Origin of the sequence: Methylobacterium nonmethylotrophicum, assembly GCF_004745635.1 — a bacterium.
Classification (GTDB): Bacteria; Pseudomonadota; Alphaproteobacteria; order Rhizobiales; family Beijerinckiaceae; genus Methylobacterium; species Methylobacterium nonmethylotrophicum.
This window is the reverse complement of record NZ_SRLB01000012.1, coordinates 84,525-105,231: the sequence shown is the minus strand read 5'-3', so window position 1 is coordinate 105,231 and position 20,707 is coordinate 84,525. Positions and strand designations below refer to the sequence as shown.

The following is a 20,707-nucleotide window of genomic DNA, read 5'->3' as shown; positions in this document are numbered from 1 at the left end:
GGATCCCGCGCCGCCCGCGGCCGCCGTCTCCCCGCCCGTGGGCTCGAGGAGGGTCGGAAAGCCGGGGCCGCCCAGGGTTACGCTGCCTATGGGAGGACCCTGCCGGCCCGGCGTAAATGAAAGCTCAACGGGAGTACCGGCGCGAGTCCCCTCCACCGCCGTCCACAGGCCGGAGCGGCGCCCTACTCCGCCGGCTGCGGCGCGGGCTCCGGCTCCTGCGCGCCCTTGCGCCCGGGCCGCGCCGCCAGGCGCTCGGCCGCGACGTAGAAGACCGGGGTGACGAACAGGGTGAGCAAAGTCGCGACGAGGAGGCCCCCGATCACCACCGTCCCCATCGAGATCCGGGCATTGGCGCTGGCCCCCGTGGCGACGGCGAGCGGCACCGAGCCGAGGATGAAGGCGAAGGAGGTCATCAGGATCGGCCGCAGGCGCAGCCGCACCGCGCCTTTCGCAGCTGTCACGGCGTCCTCGCCTTTCTCCCGCAGGTCGCGCGCGAAGGAGACGAGCAGGATCGCGTTCTTGGCGGCGAGGCCCACGAGGAGGAGCAGGCCGATCTGCCCGAAGATGTCGAGGGGCAGGTCGCGCAGGGCGAGCGCCCCGACGGCGCCGAAGAGCGCGAGCGGGGTCACCAGGATCACCACGAAGGGCAGCCTCAGGCTCTCGTACTGGCCGGCGAGCAGCAGCACGATCGTCACCACGCCCAGCCCGAAGATCAGCGGCGCCCAGCCGCCGGCGATCTTCTCCTGGTAGGCGACCTCGGTCCATTCCACCGCGTAGTCGCCCGGCAAAGCCGTGCCGGCCAGGCGCTCGACGGCGGCGATCGCCGCGCCCGAGCTCGCGCTCTCGGCGGTGTCGAGGGAGATCTCGATCGCCGGGTAGGTGTTGTAGGACAGGACCGCGGTCGGACCGCTGACGAAGCGGGGCGTGACGAGCGCGCCGATCTGCACCGGCTCGCCGCGGTTGTTCGGCACCGTGAGGCGCGACAGGTCCTCGAACGTGCGCCGCCCCTGCGACTCGCTCTGGACGTAGACCTGGTAGACGAAGCCGAACTTGTTGAACAGGTTGACGAAGGACGAGCCGACATAGGTGCCGAGCGCGTCGAACAGCGATGGCAGGCTCACCCCGAGCTGCTCGGCCTTGGCCCGGTCGATGTCGAGGCGCAGTTGCGGCACGCCGTAGCTCGTGGTGGCGGTGGCGCCGCCGATCTCGGGCAGCGTCTTGAGTTCCGCGATGAAGCTCTCGGCGGTCCGGGCGAGCGTGAGCCCGCCCTCGCCGCTGCGGTCCTGCAATTCCAGCGTCAGGCCGCCGCGGGAGCCGAGGCCCGGCAGCGGCGAGGGATCGACGATGCGCAGGACCCCGTCCGGGTGGTTCCTGAACTGCCGGCGCAATTTTCCGATCACGTCGTTGACCGTCTCGGTGCGCTGGTCCCAGGGCTTGAGGGTCGGGATCTGGAAGCCGTAGAACGGCGCCGTGACGTCGGCCAGGATGCCGCGCCCGGCGACCCCGATCGTGCCGGCGGCCGAAGGCTCCGCCAGGACGGCTCGGCCTACCTCCGCCACCATCGCGGCGGTGCGGCTGACCGCGGCGCCCTTCGGCATCGCGATGTCGGCGAAGAAGTAGCCCTGGTCCTCCTGCGGCACGAAGGCGCTCGGGCGGCTCATGACCATCCAGGCGGTGAGCCCCCCGAAGGCGAGGAAGACGAGCCCCGTGGCGACGAGGTGGCGCGAGAGGCGGCCCGCCGAGCCGACCGCGAACCCGGTCGCCCGGTCGAGGGCGGCGTTGAACCAGCGCAGGGGGGCCCGCCAGCGGCTCGTCTGCGCCGCCTCGCCGTGGGGCTTGAGCAGCAGGGCGCAGAGCGCCGGCGTGAGGGTGAGCGACACGACCGCCGAGATCAGCACCGAGATCGCGATGGTCAGCGCGAACTGGTTGTAGAGCTGGCCGGTGAGCCCCGGGATGAAGGCGACCGGCACGAACAGGGCGGCGAGCACCAGGGTGGTGGCGATGACCGGGCCCGCCACCTCGTTCACCGCCGCGCGGGCGGCCTCGCGGGGGTCCTGCCCCTCCTCCATCAGCCGCTCGGTGTTCTCGACCACGATGATCGCGTCGTCGACGACCAGCCCCACCGCCAGCACCAGGCCGAGCAGGCTCAGGGTGTTGAACGAGAAGCCGAGCAGCGCCATCGGCCCGAAGGTGCCGATCAGCGCCACCGGCACGGCAATGGCCGGGATCAGGGTCGCGCGCCAGGATTGCAGGAACAGGTAGGTGATGACGACGACCAGGACGATCGCCTCGATCAGGGTCTTGATCACCTCGTGGATCGAGGCGTTGACGAACTCGGTGCGGTCGAGGGCGATCCTGTACTGCAGGCCCGGCGGGAAGCGCTTGGCCAGATCCTTCATCGTGGCGCGGACGCCCTTCATCACCTCGACGGCGTTGGCCTCCGGGTTCTGGTACAGGCCGAGCGAGGCGGCGGGCTTGTTGTCGTAGGTCGAGCGGCTGCCGTACTGCTCCGAGCCCAGCTCGACCCGGCCGACGTCGCGGATGCGCACCACCGAGCCGTCGGGATTGGCCCGGATCACGATGTCGGCGAATTCCCTGACTTCCGTCAGGCGGCCCTTGGTGACGATCTGCAGCTCGAAGGCGGGCGCGTCGCGCACCGGCTCCTTGCCCAGCGAGCCGACGGTGATCTGGGCGTTCTGCTGCTCGACCGCCTGGACGATCTGGCTCGGACCGATTCCGAGCGACTCCATCCGGGCCGGGTCGAGCCAGACCCGCATCGCGTAGCGCTGGTTGGAGAAGTTGACGATGCGGCCCATGCCGGCGACCCGGCGCAGGGGCTTGATCACCTGGGTCTCGGCCCAGTTCGACAGGAAGAGCTCGTCGTAGCGGTTGTCGTCGCTGTAGAGCACGACGTTGCCGAGGCGCTGGCGCGACGACTTGACGATCTCGAGGCCCTGGTCGCGCACCGCCTGCGGCAGGCGCGACTCGGCGCGCTGGGCCCGGGTCAGCACGTCGGCGGCGGCGGCGTTGAGGTCGGAGCCGACCTCGAAGGTCGCGTCCATGGTGACGCTGCCGTCGGCGTTGCTGGTCGAGCTGATGTAGATCAGGTTCTGCGCGCCGTTGACCTCCTGCTCGAGGGGGATCGCGATCGCCTCGTAGGCCTGCTGCGCGGTGGCGCCCGGATAGGTCGCCTGGATGTTGATGATCGGCGGCGCGATCTCGGGGAACTGGGCGATCGGCAGGGAGACGCCCGCCACGGCCCCGATCAGGGTGATGAGCACCGAGATCACGCCCGCCAGGACGGGCCGGTCGACGAAGGTGGCGAACATCCCGCGTCCCGATGGGCCGCCGGACGGCACTGCCGGGACGTCCGCCGCGAGCCGAAGGCCCGGGTGCGGGCCGCGGGGCCTGCGACGGTAGGGTGAAAGCTCCTGTGCAACGCAATCGCGCCCGAGAGAGTTCCCCCTGGGAGTTCCCCCGCGGGAGGCCGGTGCCTCCGCTCAAGCCGGACCCCGCCCGCCGCGGGTCTTCCGGGACGAGCCGCGGGTCCGTCCCCGATCTTGCGTCATCGTCGAGGAGATCATCATCGTGCGCGCAGGGTTTCGCTACGGCCTCATCGGCCTCGCCGCCGTCGCGGCCGGGACCGGCCTGTGGTGGGGTCTCGGCCACCCGCTCCCCGAAGGCGCCGCCGGCGCCCTGCCCGGCCCGGTGGCGCAGCTCCTGGCGCCGCAAGCACCGCCGAAGACCCGCGCGAAGACCCGCGCGCCCGAGGCGCCCGACTTCGACGTCGCGGTGGCGCGGGCCGCCCCCGAGACCGTGCCGGTCGCCTTCGCGTATACCGGCACGGTGATCTCGCCGAAGGACGCCGCGCTCCAGCCCCGGGTCACCGGGGTCGTGGTGGAGCGCCCGTTCGAGCCGGGCGGCCACGTCAAGCAGGGCCAGGTGCTGTTCCGCATCGACCCGCGGCCGTTCGAGGTGGCCCTGCGGACCGCCGAGGCGCAGCGCGAGCAGGCAGTGGCGCAACTGGCCTTCGCGGATGCCGAGGTCGATCGCACCCAGCCGCTGGCCGACAAGGGCTACGCCTCCGAGCAGCGCTTCCAGCAGCTCGAGAGCAACCGCCAGGTCGCCCGCAGCCGGGTGCAGGAGGCCGAGGCCGCGATCGCGCGCCAGAGGCTCAACCTCGACTACGCGGTGATCCGCGCGCCCTTCGACGGGCGCTCCAGCCTCTCCGACGTCAATGTCGGCGACCACGTCAACGAGAACGCGACCCAGCTCGTCAGCGTGGTCCAGGTCGACCCGATCGAGATCCAGGTCGCGCTCTCGGCCGAGGATTCGGAGGCCGTGCGCGCGGCGCTGAAGGAGAACCGCGCCTTCCTCCAGGCGCTCGACGTCCAGGGCAAGCCGGAGCGCAAGGCGACGATCTATAAGCTCGACAATCGCTTCGACCCCCGCACCGCCCGCCGCCTGGTCCGGGCCTGGCTGCCCAACGCCGACGAGCGCTACCTGCCGGGCGAGTTCGTGCGCACGCAGGTGCAGGTAGGGACCGAGGAGCGCCTGCTGGTGCCGACGGTCGCCCTCTCGGCCCAGCTCGACCAGCGCATCGTCTGGCGCGTGGGCGAGGACGGCACGGTGGCGATGGCCCCGGTCGAGACCGGCGAGGAGTTCGGCGACCGCACGGCGATCCTCAAGGGCCTGAAGGCCGGCGACCGGATCGCCACCGACCACCTCCAGCTCCTGCGCCAGGGCCAGAGGGTCGGGATCAGGCAGGACGGCAAGGACGCCCGGCAGGCCGCGAACGAGCCCGGCGAGGCCGTGCGCTGAGACCGGGATCGGGCCGCCGCCTAAGCGGACGACGTGTCGGCGTGCCGAGCTTCATCCGCTCAGGCTGTTGTTTCGTCGCTGATTTTCGCCGCGAAACCGGCAACCGCTCTCGCGGGATCCGCTCAGGGCGCATCGGCCCCTGCATGCCGGGCCAGATCCAGGGCGAGGCCCCGCGGCAGGGTGTCGAGGAGCGGCGTGACCGGGAGGCCCGCGGCGTTCAGGAGCCCGGCGCTCCAGTGGTTGCAGACGGTGAGCAGGCTGAACCGCCCCTCCGCCGCGTAGAACAGGCTCGGGCCGTAGAGGCCGGGGCCCGCCTCGACCGGGTGGCCGTCCCGCAGGGCGAAGGAGCGCCCGAGCGCGGCGGCGAGGCGCCGGAACCCCTCGGGCGACAGCCTGAGCCTCACGATCCTGGCCCCCGGAAACGCGGCCTCCGGCTCGGCCGCGACCCCGACGACGTGCAGCACCGCCGGGCGGCCGCCGGGGGTGAACAGGGCCCGGAGGGCCAGGCGCCAGTCGAGGGCATCCAGGGTGGGTACGGAGCGGTAGAAGCCGGCATCGCCCCAGCCGATCTCGAGGGCCGGATAGGCGCCGAAGCGCTCGGTCACCGCGATGAGCGCCCCGGCCCCGGCCTCGGCTGCCGCCCGGGCGAGATCGTCCCGGGGCAGGAGCAGGCCGGAATGCCAGGCATTCGCCACGAGCCGCACCGTGACCGTCGCGGTGCCGGGAGCCGGCGGGTAGAGGGCCGGGTCGCCCGGCCGGGCGGTGAGCCAGCCCGCCAGAAGAATGCTGGCGGCCAGTGAGAGGAGGAGCGCCGCGGCAAGCCGGGCGAGGCGCAGGCCGCGGCGCAAGGGTTCAGGCTACCCCGGCGAGCCGCCGCAGGTCCTGGTCGGCGGCCAGGTTCTCCGAGGAAGCCCCGAGGATCTCCATCGCCGCGACGGCGCCGGCGGCATCGTACGCGACGACGATCCCGGGCCGGATCGCCCGGCTCTCCACCACCTCGGCGTCGGTGAAGCGGACCGACAGCACGTCGGTCTCGGTGTCGTATCGGCCCTGAACGGGCCGAGGCAGCGCGGGACGAGGCTTCGGGCTCATGCCTGTTCGGGTATCCGGGCAACGGTTGATGAATCGCCCCTCGCATGCGGGCCGCCCGATTACCCCGAATCGGACGGCGCACGGGCGCCTCTCTCCCCGAAATGCTTGGTCTTGGTCCCGCGGTCCGGTGCGGGCGGCATCGCCCGCACCGGATCCGGCCTCAGCCCTGCAGCCGCGCCAGCGCCTCGCGCACCTTCTCGCGCCGCGCGACCGCCGCCTCGCGGCGCTCGCGCTGCTCCTCCACCACCTCCTCGGGGGCGCGGGCCAGGAAGTCGGCATTGCCGAGCTTGGCGTCGATCTTGGCCACCTCGCCGCCGAGCTTGCCGTCCTCCTTGGTCAGCCGCGCCACCTCGGCGGCAAGGTCGACCACGCCCTCGAGCGGCAGCGCCGCGACCTCGCCGCGCACGATCAGCTGCACGGCGTTGCGCGGGCTGCCTTCCGCGATCTCGATCGCGGCGATGCGGCCGAGCCGCCGCACGGTGTCGCCCCAGCGCGCGACGCGCGCGCGCACCGCCTCGCTGGGAGAGACCAGCACAAGCGGGATCTGGGCGCCGGCCGGCACGTTCGTCTCCGAGCGGGCCGAGCGGATCTCCGAGACGAGGTCGACGACCCAGCCGATCTCGGCCTCGGCCTCGGGATCCGCGAGCGTCCCGAGATCCGGCCAGGACGCGAGCGCCAGGAGCCCGCGGGTGATCCCGGCCTCGCGCGCCGTCGTGGCCCACAATTCCTCGGTGAGGAACGGCATGAACGGGTGCAGCAGCACGCAGATCTGGTCGATCAGGGTGGCGATCGTCCGGCGGGTCTCCTCCTTGGCCGGGCCGTCCTCGCCCTGGAGCACGGGCTTGGCCAGCTCCAGGTACCAGTCGCAGAAGACGTTCCAGACGAAGCGGTAGGCGGCGCTGGCGGCGTCGTTGAAGCGGTAGGCCTCGATCGCCCCCGTCACCTCGGCGACCGCGCGGGCGGCTTCCCCGAGCGCCCACGCGTTGAGGGTTTGGGTCACGCTCTCGGGCGCGAAGGCCGGATCGAGCCGGCAGCCATTCATCTCGGCGAAGCGGGCGGCGTTCCAGAGCTTCGTGGCGAAGTTCCTATAGCCTTCAACGCGTTGCACCGAGAGCTTGATGTCGCGTCCCTGCGCCGCCATGGCCGCGAGGGTGAAGCGCAGGGCGTCGGCGCCGTAGCGGTCGACGAGGTCGAGGGGGTCGACCACGTTGCCCTTCGACTTCGACATCTTCGCCCCCTTCTCGTCGCGGACGAGAGCGTGGATGTAGACGGTCCGGAACGGCACCTCGTCCAACGCGTGAAGGCCCAGCATCATCATCCTGGCAACCCAGAAGAAAATGATGTCGAAGCCCGTCACCAGGGCGCTGGTCGGGTAGTAGCGGGCGAGCTCCGGCGTGGCTTCCGGCCAGCCGAGGGTCGAGAACGGCCACAGGCCCGAGGAGAACCAGGTGTCGAGCACGTCCTCGTCGCGCCGCAGGGTCACGGGGCGGCCGTGCTGCGCGGCCGCCTTCGCCAGGGCCTCCTCCTCGCTCTGGGCGACGAAGCAGGTGCCGTCCGGGTCGTACCAGGCCGGGATCTGGTGGCCCCACCACAGCTGGCGCGAGATGCACCACGGCTCGATGTTCTCGAGCCACTGGAAGTAGGTCTTCTCGTAGGTCTCGGGCACGAAGCGGGTGCGGCCGTCGCGCACCGCCTGCAGGGCCCGCTCGGCCAGGGGCTTGACGTTCACGTACCACTGGTCGGTGAGGTAGGGCTCGATCACCACGCCCGAGCGGTCGCCATGCGGCACCGCGTGGGTGTTGGGCTCGATCGCGACGAGCCGGCCGCGCTCCTCCATCAGGGCGACGACCCTGGCGCGGGCCTCGAACCGGTCGAGGCCGTGCAGCGCGAGCGCCTCGGGCTCCGGGTTTGCCCCTTCGAGGAAATCGGCGTTGCCGTCGAGGCTTATGCGGGCTTCCTCATCCAAGATATTGATCTGGGCAAGCCCGTGCCGGCGCCCGACCTCGAAGTCGTTGAAGTCGTGCGCCGGGGTGATCTTGACCGCGCCGGTGCCCTTCTCGGGATCGGAATATTCGTCTGCCACGACCGGGATCAGGCGGCCGACGAGGGGCAGGCGCAGGCGCTGGCCGACCAGCGCCCGGTAGCGCCCGTCCTCCGGGTGCACCGCGACCGCGGTGTCGCCCAGCATGGTCTCGGGCCGGGTCGTCGCGACCGTGATCGTCTCGCCCGTCTCGGTCCCGGCCTCGTCGACGACCGGGTAGGCGAAGTGCCAGAGATGGCCCTTCACCTCGACCTGCTGCACCTCGAGGTCGGAGATCGCGGTCTGGAACTTCGGGTCCCAGTTCACCAGGCGCTTGTCGCGGTAGATCAGGCCCTGCGCGTGGAGGTCGACGAAGACCTTCAGGACGGCCTTCGACAGGCCCTCGTCCATGGTGAAGCGCTCCCGCGACCAGTCGCAGGAGGCGCCCAGGCGCTTGAGCTGGTTGACGATGGTGCCGCCCGATTCCGCCTTCCACTCCCAGACCCGGCGGACGAACTCGGCCCGGCCGAGGCTGCGCCGGTCGGGCTGCTGCTGCTCGGCGAGGCGGCGCTCCACCACCATCTGGGTGGCGATGCCGGCATGGTCGGTGCCGGGCTGCCACAGCACGTCCTTGCCGCGCAGGCGCTCGAAGCGGGCGAGCACGTCCTGCAGCGTGTTGTTGAGGGCGTGGCCCATATGCAGCGAGCCCGTCACGTTCGGCGGCGGGATCATGATGCTGTAGGGCTCGGCCCCGGCCCGGTCCGGGCGCCCGGCCCGGAAGGCCTGCGCCTCCTCCCACTCGGCGGCGATGCGCGCCTCGACGGCGGCGGGGTCGAAGGTCTTGTCCATCATCGCGGAAAACAGCCACTCGCACGGCGCCGCCCGGGGCGCGTCCCGCCGGCGGATCGGGCTCCCGGGGCGCCGGAACCGGAAACGAAAAAGGCCGGCCGCGCGAGCGGCCGGCCCCCGAGACCGCTTTCAAGCGGACCCGCGCCGTTCCGTCAACTGCAAGGAGCCCGGATCCCGGCTCCCTGCGCCGTCAGCGTCCTCGGGCGACGCGCTCGATCTCGGCCCGGACCAGCCGCTCGACCAGGACCGGGAGGTTGTCGTCGAGCCAAGCCTTCAGCATCGGGCGCAGCATGTCCTGCACCAGGTCCTCGATGGTGCGGGCGTTGCGGGTCAGCACCGTGCTGGCGAGCAGGTCGAAGGCCTGGCTGACGCTGGCATCGGTGGTCTGCGACAGGAGCCGGTCGTCGGCCGCCGGGCGGGGCTCCGGAGGCGGCGCCGCGGCCTTCGGGGGCTCCGGCGGGGGCGGCGGCGGGGCGGGCTCCGGCTCGATCTCGATCGCGTCGAAATCCATCGGCTCGTCCCGGAACGCGATCTCCGACATCGGGTCGAACGGCGTGTCGAACACGGGCTCGGGCGCCGGGGGCTTCGGCGGGGGCGCCTTGGCCGCCGGCTCGGGCTTCGGGGCGGGGGCCGGCTTGGGGGCGGGGGACGGCTTGGGGGCGGGTGCCGCCACCATCGCGAGGTCGAGGACGTCGTCCTCCTCCGGCTCGGGATCCGGCACCGCGACGGGGCGCGAGCCCGCGGCGGGCGGCTCGGCCGGCTTCTGGTCGTCGGCGATGATGCGCCGGATGGAGGCCAGGATCTCCTCCATCGAGGGTTCCTGCGTCTTGTCCTGCGTCTTGGGGCTCGCGGCGCTCATCCGGCTCAACGCTTGAGTGCAGAGATGGAAGGATCAGGTGACGGATACGCAGTATTCCACAGTGACGGCGCCGCACAAGCACGGCGTCCCGCGACCACAGGACGATGCGGGCAAAAAAGGTCCGGAGCGGGCGCGGCCGCCACGGTCAGCGGCCGTCCGGCGTGCGCACGCCGTACCAGAGGTCCTTGACCTGGTCGTAGTGCTGCTTGGCGCTGTACTGCGCCACCGGCACCGCGATGAAGCGGGTGGTGAGGCGGCCGATGGTCTGCACCACCTGGTAGGAGCTGACCACCCGGTCGCGCTGGGCCGAGATCAGGTTGACGCGGGCGCTCAGGAGCTCCTGCTGGGCGTTCAGCACGTCGAGGGTGGTGCGCTGGCCGACCCGGGCCTCCTCGCGCACGCCGTTGAGCGCCACCTCGTTGGCCTGGACCTGGGCCTGCGAGGCGATCACCCGGGCCTTGGACGCCTCGAGGCCGCCCCAAGCGGTGACGATGGCGGCGCGGACCTGGTCGCGGGTGAGCTCGGCCTGGAGCCGGGCCTGGCCGACCTGCTCCTTGGACTGGCGGATCTGGGCGTACTCGGCGCCGCCCTGGTAGAGCGGGACGTTGATCTGGCCGATGATCGAGCCCTGGAAGTACCGGGTGCCGGCGACCTGCTGGTCCAGGGTCTGTGCGGCGCTGCCGCTCACGCTGACCGTCGGGTAGAGGGCGCCCTCGTTGATCTTCACCTGCGCTTCCGCGGCGTCGACGGCGTGGAGGGCGGAGAGGATCGCCGGGTGCTCGGCAAGGCCGATATCGACCGCCGCCGTCAGGGTGGCGGGCACGTAGCGGTCGATCGGCCGGCCGGGGGCGAGCTGGCGCGGCTCGACGCCGATCACCTGCCGGAAGGTCGCGATGCTGGTACGCAGGTTCGACTCGGCCACGCTGACCTGCGCCCGGGCGCCGGCGAGGCGCGCCTCCGCCTGGGCGACGTCGGTGCGGGTGACCTCGCCGACGTTGAAGCGGTCGCGGGTCTGGCGGAGCTGCTCCTCCAGCACCTCGACGTTGTTGCGGTTGAGCTCGAGCGTGGCGGTATCCGCCAGCACGTTCATGTAGGCCTGCGCCGCCGAGAACAGCGTCTGCATCTCGATGTTGCGCAGGGATTCGCGGCCGCCGAGCACCTGCGATTCGGCCTGGCGGGTGCGGTTGTCGGTCCGGAAGCCGTTGAACAGGGTCTGGGTGACGCTGAGGCCGGCGGAGCGCGGATACAGCGTCTCCTCTCCGCCGCCGCCGCCCGCGGCCGCCGCGGAGCTGCCGAGCTTGCCCGAGAGGTAGGTGACGCCCGCGCTCAGGGAGCCGCTGACCTGCGGGCGGTAGCCCGCCAGCGCCTGCGGCACGCTCTCGTCGGTGGCGCGCTGGCCGGCCCGCTGCGCGTTGAGCGTCGGGTTGCCGGCATAGGCCCGCGCGAGGGCGCTCTCCAGGGATTCCGCGGCCGCGGCCTGGGCCGCCATGGCGAGCGCCACGGCGGCGAACCCGCCCAGCCGAAGCCCGCGGAACGCCCGAGTTCCTGTGTCAGTCACGCCTGTCTACCCTGTGCGGCTAGCCCACAATCGACCGGCTCTGCGCCGCGGGCGGCGGAACCGGTTCGTCATATCGCTGTGCCCACCTCGAGCGTGACCTTAGCCGAGGGCGCGTCCCGGGGCACGGCCCCTGCGCGGTGGATGACGGTGTTTGGCCATCAGTGCCGCAAAAAAGCGACAGGTCCCTGGCGGGCGGCGAGGAGGTGCGATCCGGCCTGCGGGCGCGATTCGCGCCCGCCCCGGCGTCCGGCCGCGGTGGAGTGCCGGGACCCTGCAACGTCCTGGTAAACGAAGTCTTTCCGGGGGTGTGGCGCGGCCCGGGCCCGCGGCCGCCGCGCTGGTCGGTCCCGGACCGAAGCCGGCGCCGGCCCGGCCGCCGGGGACGGCCGGCCAAGCGAATTCCGCCCGCCGGCCGCGGGCCGGGTGCGCTGCCGCACCCGGCCGGTCAGAACGCGAAGCCGGCCTCGACCGCGAAGGCGCGCAGGGGCGGCAGGGTGGCGTCGAAGAGCGGGCGCGACCCGAAGGCGTCGCCGGAGCGCACCCAGAGGGTCGCCTTGGCGGGGCGGCCCTGCCCCTGGACGCAGGCCAGCCGCCCGCCATCCGCGAGCTGCGCGAGGAGGGCTTGCGGGCGCTGCTCGACCTGGCCGTTGACCAGGATCGCGTCGTAGGGGCCGTGGCCGGCCGCGCCCTTCTCCAGCGGGCCGGCCTCGACGGTGACGCCGGCACCCAGCCGTGCGCGCGCGGCGGCCGCGAGGCCGGGAAGCGATTCGAGGGCGACGACCTCGACGCCGAGGCGGCGCAGGATCGCGGCGCCGTAGCCGAGGCCGGCGGCCACCTCGAGGACGCGGTTGCCGGGCTTGAGCGCCAGGGCCTGGATCAGGCGCGCCAGCACCATCGGGGCCGGCATGTACCGGGTCTCGCCGTCCTCGCTCCCGACCGCCTGGGACTGGTCGATATAGGCGAAGGCCTGCCGGTCCTCCGGGAGGAACCGCTCGCGCGGGACGGCGTCGAACGCGTCGAGGAGCGCGATGTCGGTCACGTCGAAGGTCCGGAGCTGGCAATCGACCATGAGGCGGCGCGCTTGCGCGTAGTCGAGCATGAACGTCTCTGGAGAGCTTGAGCGACGGCCAAGCCGCGACGGCCAAGCCGCCGGGCGACGCGGTTGTGGTGGATCGCCGGCCAAAAGGCAAGGATCCGGGCAGGACCGGGTTGCGGCCCGAACGCCGGGCTGCTGCGCGGTCGCGACGTCGACGAGCCGAGCGACCTCGCCTGTTCTTGTCGATCGCGCCCGATCAACCGCGCACGCGGCGGAAAAACCTGCCCGGCCGGTGCCCGAACGGCCTCCGGGACGGTCGCGCCGGCCGGCCCCGGCGATCCCGCCCGCCGGAAAGCCGGCGCGCGCTCCCCCGAAGGCCCGGCCGCGCCGGCGGCGCCTCCGGTGACCGCCCAGGCGAACGCCCTCTCCCGGCGCGAGACGCCGCGCGGGGCTGCGGTGCCTCGCCCCGGCGGCGCTTGCGCGAGGGCTCACGTATCCATACGAACCGGTTGGCAGAGACGAGCCTGTCTTGTGTTCGTGCCGGAGTGCGTGCAGTGGATCGCGACGATTTCATCCCTGAATTGCACACCGGCAAGGACTACAAAGACGTCCTGGGCGAACTCTCGCGACTGGTCAGTTGCAGAAGATATCTTGAGATCGGAGTGTCGGGAGGAGACAATTTCCAGGCCATCACCTGCCTGGAAGGCATAGGGGTTGACCCCTATTTTGCCCTATCGTGCAATGTCGCTGCCGGCAAGCGCAGGATTTATCTGTATCAGACGTCGAGCGATAAGTTTTTCGCGAAAAATAAATTCAAGTTGATGTTTTCAAGGATCGATCTCGCGTTTCTCGACGGCATGCATCTGTACGAATTTCTACTTCGCGATTTCATGAATACGGAAGCCGTTTGCCGGAAGGACTCGATCATCGCGATGCATGATTGCCTCCCGCTGAACGACATCATGATCTCTCGCGACATGCAGCAGGCCGCCGTCGAGAGCGAGGCGCTTCCATTCCGCCATTGGTGGACCGGCGATGTCTGGAAGCTGATCCCCATCCTGAAGAAGTATCGCCCGGATCTGGAGCTGGACTTCCTGAACTGCTACCCCACGGGCCTCGTCGTCGTGCGCGGATTGAATCCGCGGTCGAGGATCCTCAGGCGGAACTACACATCCATCATCAGCGAGTTCGATGCCGTTCCGAACGATCTGGACAGCATACGCACGCTATACCGGGATATGAAGCTCGGCGACGCGGCCGATTTCCTGGAGGCGATCCGCGGAGCGAGGCCGAACCGTCGCTGACGGGGCGCAGTCCTGCGCCGCCGGGCTGCTCGCGACGACCGGCCGCGCCACGGATCGACGGGATGGCGGGCCGGATCGGCGCCACCGCCCGGCCCTGACCGGGCACGGACACGGCTCTGAGGCGGATCCGCTCGGTCGCTCGGAGAAGGAGATGGAGGCCTCGCCCGGAATCGAACCGGGGTGCAAGGATTTGCAGTCCTCTGCGTAACCACTCCGCCACGAGGCCATCCGGGCCGGCCATGCGGGCCGACGATCGGGCGGGCCGGGCTCGAAGGGCCGGCCGCGCCGTCTCCCCGGCATCGGGCGGACAACCCGGGGACGACGGCTCATTAGCAGAGCCCGCCCCGGCTCCGCAACAGGGATCCGGCCGCAAAAGCGGGCGACGTGCGACGCTGATGAGCCGGCTCGCGAAAAACCCGGGCGTGCCCAAAAACCCCTTGCGCCCCCTGCCTGCCTTGGGTAGAGGTCCCGCCGCGATCCCCGATAGCTCAGTTGGTAGAGCAGGCGACTGTTAATCGCCTTGTCGCAGGTTCGAGTCCTGCTCGGGGAGCCAACCCTCCCGCCCATCGCCGCCCGCTGCCGCCGCTCGCCACGGCCGCGTTGCCCTGTGCGCCGCCCGGCCGCCATGCAGCACGGATGGTTGCCGCGTTTCATCCGAAAAAATCGTCGGAACCTGTCGGCCTGTCCGGCTGTTTCTCGTTCAACTTGCTGCAACGCTTCTCTGCACGTCGCCGCGAAGCAATCCAGCAGCCTTCGATACGGGAGTCTCCAATGATCGGCTGGGCTATCACCTTCCTCGTCGTCGCCCTCGTCGCTGCTCTGCTGGGTTTCGGCGGCATCGCCGGCACCGCCATGGAGGCGGCCAAGATCGTGTTCTTCGTGGCGATCGTGCTGTTCGCCGTCTCGGCGATCTTCGGCCTGATGCGCGGCCGCTCGCCCCGGATCTGACGCGCGCCGTTCGGCGGGCCCGGCCCGCCCCGGTGCAGGGCGGCCCAATCAGGGCCGCCCTTTTCGTATGGGACGCCCTCAGGCCTCGGCCGCGCGCCGCATCCCGTCGGCCGGCGCGAAGGCGGGCCTCGGCCGTGCCCGGCGCGGCACCAGCCGGTGCACGGTCGCCGATCGCGGAGCGTCCTGTGCCGCGCGGGCGGCCCGCAGGTCGGCGCAGAGGATCGCCGCGGCGAGGTAGCCGATGGACGAGACCTCGATCCTGTCGGGACGGATCGGCCACTCGAAGCGAGCCGTGGGCTTCATCGCAATCCTCCCTGTCACGCGCGTGGGGCCGAGGCGGCAGCGGGGCGACGTCCGGAGGCGCGCGACGGTATCGCCGCGCGGATCCTCGCTTCGGTGCATCGCCGGGGACGGGCGGGCCAGGCAGCCCTCGGAGTCTTACTGCCTGGCCCGTCGACCACGCCCGGCCGTGCAAGGGAGAGTGGACACGGCGGGTGCAGTGCGGCGAGCCTCGCAAGGGGTGTGCCAGATGCGGCGCGGGGTCGGCGCGGGTCGTGGAATACGCGGCGGAGCATCTGTCCGGCCTCTCGCGGGGTGGCGACGCTCCTTTCTAGGCGGGCGCAGCCGCCCCCTCGTTATCATGCGTTAGGATGGCCGGTCCCGGCCGGGCCGGCGACGATGGTCGCTGCCTGCGGGACGCTGCTTTCGCGCCCGGCAGGGTGGCGGCGGCGCCCGGAAATCGGGCAGAATGCACCGGATGGGCCCCGGATCCCCTTTCCCGACGGCCCCTTCCTCGGAGACAGACAGGCATGTCGATCGGCCCCTTCGTCACGGCGGACTGGCTCGCAGAGCGGCTCGCGGCCCCCGACATCGTCGTGCTCGACGGCTCCTGGTACCTGCCGGCCATGGGCCGCGATGCCGAGGCCGAGTTCCTGGCCGGCCACATCCCGGGGGCCGTCCGCTTCGACATCGACGCGGTGCGCGACGAGGGAAGCGCCCTGCCCCACATGCTGCCCTCAGCCCAAGCCTTCGCCTCGCGGATGCGCCAGATGGGCATCGGCGACGGCATGACGGTGGTGGTCTATGACGGGATGGGCCTCTTCTCCGCCCCCCGCGTGCGCTGGACACTGAAGGCGTTCGGCGCCCGCGACGTCGCGGTGCTCGAGGGCGGCTTCCCGGCCTGGGTCGCGGGCGGGCACCCGGTCGAGGAGGGCGAGGCGCGCCCGCGCGACCGGCGCCACTTCACCGCCCGGCTCGACCACTCGGCGGTCGCCAACCTGGGCGACGTGCAGCGGGCGCTCTCCGGCCAGGCCCAGGTGGTCGATGCCCGCTCGCCCGCCCGCTTCGCCGGCGAGGAGCCCGAGCCCCGGCCCGGCGTGCGCCCCGGCCACATGCCGGGGGCCCTGAACCTGCACTATGCGGCGCTCCAGGAGAACGGCCGGCTGAAGGACGAGGCGGCCTTGCGGGAGGCGGTGGCCCGGGCCGGCATCGACCTCGACCGGCCGGTGGTCACCACCTGCGGCTCCGGCGTCACCGCGGCGATCGTCGGCATCGCCCTCGAGACCCTCGGCCGCCCGCCGCGGGCCCTCTACGACGGCTCATGGTCGGAATGGGGCGCGCGGGAGGATTTGCCGGTCGCGACCGGGCGGTCGTAGCGCCGTCTTCACCCCCCTCCCACCTGGGAGAGGGGATCCCGCATCCTATTCTGACGAGTGCGGGGAATCGCCGACCCCAACGCCAGCGCCCCGCCCTCACCCTCAATGCAGGATCTGGCTCAGGAACAGCCGCGTCCGCTCGTGCTGGGGCGAGCGGAAGAACGTCTCGGGGGTGTTCGACTCGACGATCTGGCCCTCGTCCATGAAGATCACCCGGTCGGCGACCTGGCGGGCGAAGCCCATCTCGTGGGTGACGCAGAGCATGGTCATGCCCTCGTCGGCCAGCCCCACCATCGTGTCGAGCACCTCCTTGACCATCTCGGGGTCGAGGGCCGAGGTCGGCTCGTCGAACAGCATGATCTTGGGCGCCATGCACAGCGAGCGGGCGATCGCCACGCGCTGCTGCTGGCCGCCGGAGAGCTGGCCCGGATACTTGTGCGCCTGGTTCGGGATCTTCACCCGGGTCAGGTACTGCATGGCGATCGCCTCGGCCTCGGCCTTCGGCATCTTCTTCACCCAGATCGGCGCCAGCGTGCAGTTCTCGAGCACGGTCAGGTGCGGAAACAGGTTGAAGTGCTGGAACACCATGCCGACCTCGCGGCGGATCTCGTCGATCCGCTTGAGGTCGTTGGTGAGTTCGATCCCGTCGACGACGATGCGGCCGGCCTGGTGCTCCTCCAGGCGGTTGATGCAGCGGATCAGCGTCGACTTGCCGGAGCCCGAGGGGCCGCAGATCACGATCCGCTCGCCCTTGCGCACGCTGAGGTCGACGTCGCGCAGGACGTGGAAGGCGCCGTACCACTTGTTGACCCGCTCCAGCGACACGGCGGTCGGCGCGCTGGCGAGCCGGGCCGCCGAGGTGTTGCGGGGCGCGAGGTCCGGATCGGCCTCCGGCAGCGGCGAGGGGGAGGCGGTCATGGGAGAGGCGGTCATGGGGATCACCGTGTCTGGCCCGCCGCGAGCCGGTGCTCGACGAAGCGGGCATAGCGCGACATGCCGAAGCAGAAGACGAAGTAGAACAGGGCCGCGAAGGCGTAGCCGGTCATCACCACGGTCGGCGCCGCCCAGGCGGGATCGACCCGGGCCGACTCGATCGTGCGGATGAAGTCGAAGATGCCGACGATCGACACGAGGCTCGTGTCCTTGAACAGCGCGATGAAGCTGTTGACGATGCCCGGGATCACGATGCGCAGGGCCTGCGGCAGGATGATCAGGCGCATCCGGTGCCAGGGGCTGAGGCCCAGCGACATCGCCCCTTCCGTCTGGCCGCGGGGGATCGCCTGCAGGCCGCCGCGCACCGTCTCGGCCATGTAGGCGGCGGAGAACAGCGCGATGCCGACGAGCGGCCGCACCAGCCGGTCGACCGTGACGTCGCCGGGCAGGAACAGCGGCAGCATCACGTTGGCCATGAACAGCACGGTGATGAGCGGCACCCCGCGCCAGAACTCGATGAAGATGACGCAGAACAGCCGCACGATCGGCAGCCGCGAGCGCCGCCCGAGCGCCAGCAGGATGCCGAGCGGCAGCGACGCCACGATGCCGACCAGCGACACGATCAGGGTCACCAGCATCCCGCCCCAGAGCGCGGTCGGCACGTAGGGCAGGCCGAGCGCCGGCACCCCGGAGAGCAGCAGGTAGGAGGCGACCGGGAAGACCACGAAGAAGTAGAGCGCGCCGAGTGCGCGCTTGGGCGCGTCGAGCCACAGCATCCACCCGACCCCGATCGCCATCAGGGCGAAGACGACGTTCGGCCGCCAGCGCTCCTCGATCGGGTACGAGCCGTAGATGAAGTAGTTGATCTTAGCTCCCACGAAGGCCCAGCAGGCACCGACCGGGCGGCCGACCACCTCGGGCCGGCAGGCATCGCGGTTCTCGCCGGTGAACACCGCGTCGAGCACCAGGAAGCGCAGGAGCGGCGGCACCACCAGCGCGATGACCGCGAGCGCCGCCAGCGTCATCACGGCGTTGGCGGGGCTGGAGAAGAGGTTCTGGCGCAGCCAGGCGAGCGGCCCGCTGACCAGGGCCGGGGCCGGGGCGGCGGGCACCGCCTCGCGGCGGACGAAGGAGAGCGGCAGGGGCTGGGAGCCGGCAGTCATCTCGGGCCTCACCGCTCGATCAGCGCGACGCGCCGGTTGTAGAGGTTCATCGCGAAGGCCGTGACGAGGCTGATGGTCAGGTAGACCGCCATGGTGATCGCCACCACCTCGACCGCCTGGCCGGTCTGGTTCAGCACCGTGCCCATGAAGACCTGGACCAGGTCCGGGTAGCCGATGGCCACGGCGAGCGACGAGTTCTTGGTCAGGTTGAGGTACTGGCTGGTCAGCGGCGGCACGATCACCCGCATCGCCTGCGGGATCACCACCAGCCGCATCGTCGGGCCGGGCTGCAGGCCGAGCGCCCGGGCCGCCTCGGTCTGGCCCTTGTTGACCGCCTGGATGCCGGCCCGCACCACCTCGGCGATGAAGGCGGCGGTGTAGACGGTGAGCCCGACCACCAGCGCGACGAATTCCGGATAGAGCTGCATCCCGCCGCGCAGGTTGAACGTGCCCTTGACGGGGAAGTCGAGCGCGACCGGGGCGATGCCGATGAGCGCCAGCACCCCGTAGGCGAGGAGCGGCAGGCCGAGGATGAGGGCGAGACCGACGGCGAGAACCGGCAGGCGCCGGCCGGTCCTGGCCTGCTCGCGCCTGGCGTGGGCGCGGAACGCGAGGGTCCCGACGATGCCGATGACGAGGGCGAGCGGCAGCGCCCAGGCATCCGCCGCGAGGAGGGGCTTCGGCAGGTACAGGCCGCGCTGGTTGAGGAAGACGGAGGTGCCGAGCGCGTAGGAATCGCGCGCCGCCGGCAGGCTCGCCAGCACCGCCACGTACCAGAACAGCAATTGCAGCAGCAGCGGGATGTTGCGCAGCACCTCGACGTAGACGGTGGCGAGGGTGCGCACGATCCAGTTCGGCGACAGCCGCGCCACGCCGACCGTGAAGCCCAGGATCGTCGCCAGCACGATGCCGATCACCGCGACCATCAGGGTGTTGGTGAGCCCGACCAGAAAGGCGGTGCCGTAGGTCGAGGTCGCGGCGGCGAAGGGGATCACCGTCTGGTTGACGTCGAAGCCTGCGGTGTTGCCGAGGAAGCCGAAGCCCGAGGCGACGCGGGCGTTGCGCAGGTTCTCGGCGGCGTTGCCGATCGCGATCCAGGCCACCACCCCCACCGCCAGCAGCAGCAGGATCTGGTAGGCCGCCCCGCGGATGCGGGGATCGTAGAGGGGCGAGACCCGGGGCGGGCCGGAGGGCGCGTCGGCCGGAAGCTGCGTCGGCAAGGGGGGCTGCTCGCGTCTGTGGTGGAGGGACGGCGCCCGGGGCATCCCCGGGCGCCGCGTCGTCAGGAGATCAGCGGATCGGTGGGCCGTATTGCAGGCCGCCCTTCGACCACAGGGCGTTGACGCCGCGCTGGATCTTCAGCGGCGAGCCCTGGCCGACGTTCCTCTCGAACACCTCGGCGTAGTTGCCCACGAGCTTGATGATCCGGTACGCCCAGTCGTTGGTCAGGCCGAGATCGGCGCCGTACTTGCCCTCGGTGCCGAGGATGCGCTTGACGTCAGGGTTGTCGGACGACTTCACCATCTGGTCGACATTGGCCTGCGTGATGCCGGCCTCCTCGGCGTTGAGCATCGCGTAGTGGGTCCAGCGGACGATGTCCGCCCATTGGGCGTCGCCCTGGCGGACCGCCGGGCCGAGCGGCTCCTTCGAGATGATCTCGGGGAGCACGATGTTGTCGTCCGGCGCCGAGGCGCGCAGGCGCTCGGCATAGAGGCCTGAGGCATCGGTGGTGAAGGCGTCGCAGCGGCCGGAATCGTAGGCCTTGAAGGTCTCGTCGGCGCTGGCGAAGGCCACGACCTCGTACTTGAGCTTGTTGGCCCGGAAGTAGTCGGCCAGGTTCAGCTCGGTCGTGGTGCCCTGCTGGGTGCAGACCGAGGCGCCGTCGAGCTGCTTGGCCGAGGTGACGCCGAGCTTCTTCTTCACCATGAAGCCCTGGCCGTCGTAGAAGTTGACGGCCGGGAAGTCGAGGCCGAGCGTGGTGTCGCGCGACATCGACCAGGTGGTGTTGCGCGACAGGATGTCGACCTCGCCCGACTGGAGCGCCGTGAAGCGGTCCTTGGCCGAAAGCGGGATGAAGCGGACCTTGGTGACGTCGTTGAAGATCGCCGCGGCCAGCGCCCGGCAGAAATCGACGTCGAGACCGGTCCAGCGTCCCTGCGCGTCCGGCACGCCGAAGCCGGCCAGGCCCGGATTCGAGCCGCAGGAGAGGTAGCCCTTCTGCTTGATGCTGTTCAGCGTCCCTTGCGCCTGGGCGGCGCCCGCCAGCAGGGTGGCACCGAGCCCGAAGGCCAGGGCCGCGACGATCGTCTTCATGCGGTATGCGTCTCCCGTTCCGGTTGCGGCCCTCGGCCGCTGCCCGTTTGTCCAAGCACAGATGCTGCCTAAGCAAGAGGCATTCCAAGCGAAGCGGATTGCCCGGTCAAGGGGTTGGCTCTGTAGACGAACAGCGTAGGCGGGGCAGCGCCGGGG

16 protein-coding genes and 2 tRNA genes are annotated in these 20,707 nt (G+C 71.2%); 5 read left to right on the top strand and 13 right to left on the bottom strand.

Annotation, left to right across the window (positions count from 1 at the left end; genetic code table 11):
- Positions 1–182: 182 nt before the first annotated feature.
- Positions 183–3,329, bottom strand: coding sequence for an efflux RND transporter permease subunit (locus EU555_RS17465; protein WP_135416287.1), 3,147 nt, complete (start codon positions 3,327–3,329; stop codon positions 183–185).
- 259 nt (positions 3,330–3,588) lie between these two features.
- Here EU555_RS17465 and EU555_RS17460 point away from each other — a divergent pair, with 259 nt between their 5' ends.
- The gene (locus EU555_RS17460) at positions 3,589–4,821 is read left to right on the top strand and encodes an efflux RND transporter periplasmic adaptor subunit (protein WP_135416285.1); all 1,233 of its coding nucleotides are present in this window, start codon (positions 3,589–3,591) and stop codon (positions 4,819–4,821) included.
- A 122-nt stretch (positions 4,822–4,943) separates the two neighbouring features.
- Here EU555_RS17460 and EU555_RS17455 read toward each other — a convergent pair whose 3' ends face one another.
- The 6 genes from EU555_RS17455 to EU555_RS17430 all read right to left on the bottom strand — a co-directional run bounded on the left by EU555_RS17455 (position 4,944) and on the right by EU555_RS17430 (position 12,298).
- A complete protein-coding gene (locus EU555_RS17455) occupies positions 4,944–5,669 on the bottom strand; it encodes a DUF2459 domain-containing protein (protein WP_135416283.1) in 726 nt (241 codons plus the stop codon).
- Positions 5,670–5,673: 4 nt separating this feature from the next.
- Complete coding sequence (locus EU555_RS17450; protein WP_135416281.1) at positions 5,674–5,913, bottom strand: DUF2283 domain-containing protein; 240 nt, start codon at positions 5,911–5,913, stop codon at positions 5,674–5,676.
- A 160-nt stretch (positions 5,914–6,073) separates the two neighbouring features.
- Entirely contained in the window at positions 6,074–8,785 is a 2,712-nt protein-coding gene (locus tag EU555_RS17445; RefSeq protein ID WP_135416279.1) for a valine--tRNA ligase, read from the bottom strand.
- Positions 8,786–8,972: 187 nt separating this feature from the next.
- On the bottom strand, positions 8,973–9,293 hold the full coding sequence (locus EU555_RS37730; RefSeq protein WP_425375128.1) for a PopZ family protein: 321 nt from the start codon (positions 9,291–9,293) through the stop codon (positions 8,973–8,975).
- A gap of 493 nt (positions 9,294–9,786) precedes the next feature.
- A complete protein-coding gene (locus EU555_RS17435; protein ID WP_135416277.1) occupies positions 9,787–11,199 on the bottom strand; it encodes a TolC family outer membrane protein in 1,413 nt (470 codons plus the stop codon).
- 445 nt (positions 11,200–11,644) lie between these two features.
- Positions 11,645–12,298 (bottom strand): protein-L-isoaspartate O-methyltransferase family protein, encoded by a 654-nt coding sequence (locus EU555_RS17430; protein ID WP_135416275.1) that lies wholly within the window; start codon positions 12,296–12,298, stop codon positions 11,645–11,647.
- A gap of 17 nt (positions 12,299–12,315) precedes the next feature.
- Between EU555_RS17430 and EU555_RS17425 the strand changes: the two genes are divergently transcribed.
- Positions 12,316–13,539, top strand: coding sequence for a class I SAM-dependent methyltransferase (locus tag EU555_RS17425; protein ID WP_135416273.1), 1,224 nt, complete (start codon positions 12,316–12,318; stop codon positions 13,537–13,539).
- A 152-nt stretch (positions 13,540–13,691) separates the two neighbouring features.
- Here the strand turns inward: EU555_RS17425 and EU555_RS17420 are convergent.
- A tRNA-Cys gene (locus EU555_RS17420) sits at positions 13,692–13,765 on the bottom strand.
- 251 nt (positions 13,766–14,016) lie between these two features.
- Between EU555_RS17420 and EU555_RS17415 the strand changes: the two genes are divergently transcribed.
- Both EU555_RS17415 and EU555_RS36225 read left to right on the top strand, forming a co-directional pair.
- Positions 14,017–14,092: transfer RNA gene (locus EU555_RS17415), tRNA-Asn, on the top strand.
- 218 nt (positions 14,093–14,310) lie between these two features.
- The gene (locus EU555_RS36225) at positions 14,311–14,487 is read left to right on the top strand and encodes a DUF1328 domain-containing protein (RefSeq protein ID WP_048431004.1); all 177 of its coding nucleotides are present in this window, start codon (positions 14,311–14,313) and stop codon (positions 14,485–14,487) included.
- Positions 14,488–14,565: 78 nt separating this feature from the next.
- On the opposite strand, the gene EU555_RS17405 is transcribed toward EU555_RS36225, so the two are convergent.
- Positions 14,566–14,790 carry a hypothetical protein gene (locus EU555_RS17405; RefSeq protein ID WP_135416269.1) on the bottom strand — a complete coding sequence of 75 codons (225 nt, stop codon included), beginning with the start codon at positions 14,788–14,790 and terminating at the stop codon, positions 14,566–14,568.
- A gap of 506 nt (positions 14,791–15,296) precedes the next feature.
- Between EU555_RS17405 and sseA the strand changes: the two genes are divergently transcribed.
- A complete protein-coding gene (gene sseA, locus EU555_RS17400; RefSeq protein WP_135416267.1) occupies positions 15,297–16,142 on the top strand; it encodes a 3-mercaptopyruvate sulfurtransferase in 846 nt (281 codons plus the stop codon).
- 102 nt (positions 16,143–16,244) lie between these two features.
- On the opposite strand, the gene EU555_RS17395 is transcribed toward sseA, so the two are convergent.
- The 4 genes from EU555_RS17395 to EU555_RS17380 form a co-directional block, all read right to left on the bottom strand.
- Positions 16,245–17,060, bottom strand: coding sequence for an amino acid ABC transporter ATP-binding protein (locus tag EU555_RS17395; RefSeq protein ID WP_135416556.1), 816 nt, complete (start codon positions 17,058–17,060; stop codon positions 16,245–16,247).
- A 20-nt stretch (positions 17,061–17,080) separates the two neighbouring features.
- A complete protein-coding gene (locus tag EU555_RS17390) occupies positions 17,081–18,238 on the bottom strand; it encodes an amino acid ABC transporter permease (RefSeq protein ID WP_135416266.1) in 1,158 nt (385 codons plus the stop codon).
- A gap of 8 nt (positions 18,239–18,246) precedes the next feature.
- A complete protein-coding gene (locus EU555_RS17385) occupies positions 18,247–19,458 on the bottom strand; it encodes an amino acid ABC transporter permease (RefSeq protein WP_245524343.1) in 1,212 nt (403 codons plus the stop codon).
- Positions 19,459–19,528: 70 nt separating this feature from the next.
- Positions 19,529–20,551 carry an amino acid ABC transporter substrate-binding protein gene (locus EU555_RS17380; RefSeq protein ID WP_135416262.1) on the bottom strand — a complete coding sequence of 341 codons (1,023 nt, stop codon included), beginning with the start codon at positions 20,549–20,551 and terminating at the stop codon, positions 19,529–19,531.
- Positions 20,552–20,707 lie beyond the last annotated feature (156 nt).

Coding starts and splice junctions, on each gene's coding strand:
- EU555_RS17465 (WP_135416287.1), bottom strand. CDS start 3,329: ATGTTCGCCACCTTCGTCGACCGGCCCGTCCTGGCGGGCGTGATCTCG.
- EU555_RS17450 (WP_135416281.1), bottom strand. CDS start 5,913: ATGAGCCCGAAGCCTCGTCCCGCGCTGCCTCGGCCCGTTCAGGGCCGA.
- EU555_RS17445 (WP_135416279.1), bottom strand. CDS start 8,785: ATGATGGACAAGACCTTCGACCCCGCCGCCGTCGAGGCGCGCATCGCC.
- EU555_RS37730 (WP_425375128.1), bottom strand. CDS start 9,293: ATGGATTTCGACGCGATCGAGATCGAGCCGGAGCCCGCCCCGCCGCCG.
- EU555_RS17430 (WP_135416275.1), bottom strand. CDS start 12,298: ATGCTCGACTACGCGCAAGCGCGCCGCCTCATGGTCGATTGCCAGCTC.
- EU555_RS36225 (WP_048431004.1), top strand. CDS start 14,311: ATGATCGGCTGGGCTATCACCTTCCTCGTCGTCGCCCTCGTCGCTGCT.
- EU555_RS17405 (WP_135416269.1), bottom strand. CDS start 14,790: ATGAAGCCCACGGCTCGCTTCGAGTGGCCGATCCGTCCCGACAGGATC.
- sseA (WP_135416267.1), top strand. CDS start 15,297: ATGTCGATCGGCCCCTTCGTCACGGCGGACTGGCTCGCAGAGCGGCTC.
- EU555_RS17395 (WP_135416556.1), bottom strand. CDS start 17,060: ATGACCGCCTCCCCCTCGCCGCTGCCGGAGGCCGATCCGGACCTCGCG.
- EU555_RS17390 (WP_135416266.1), bottom strand. CDS start 18,238: ATGACTGCCGGCTCCCAGCCCCTGCCGCTCTCCTTCGTCCGCCGCGAG.
- EU555_RS17380 (WP_135416262.1), bottom strand. CDS start 20,551: ATGAAGACGATCGTCGCGGCCCTGGCCTTCGGGCTCGGTGCCACCCTG.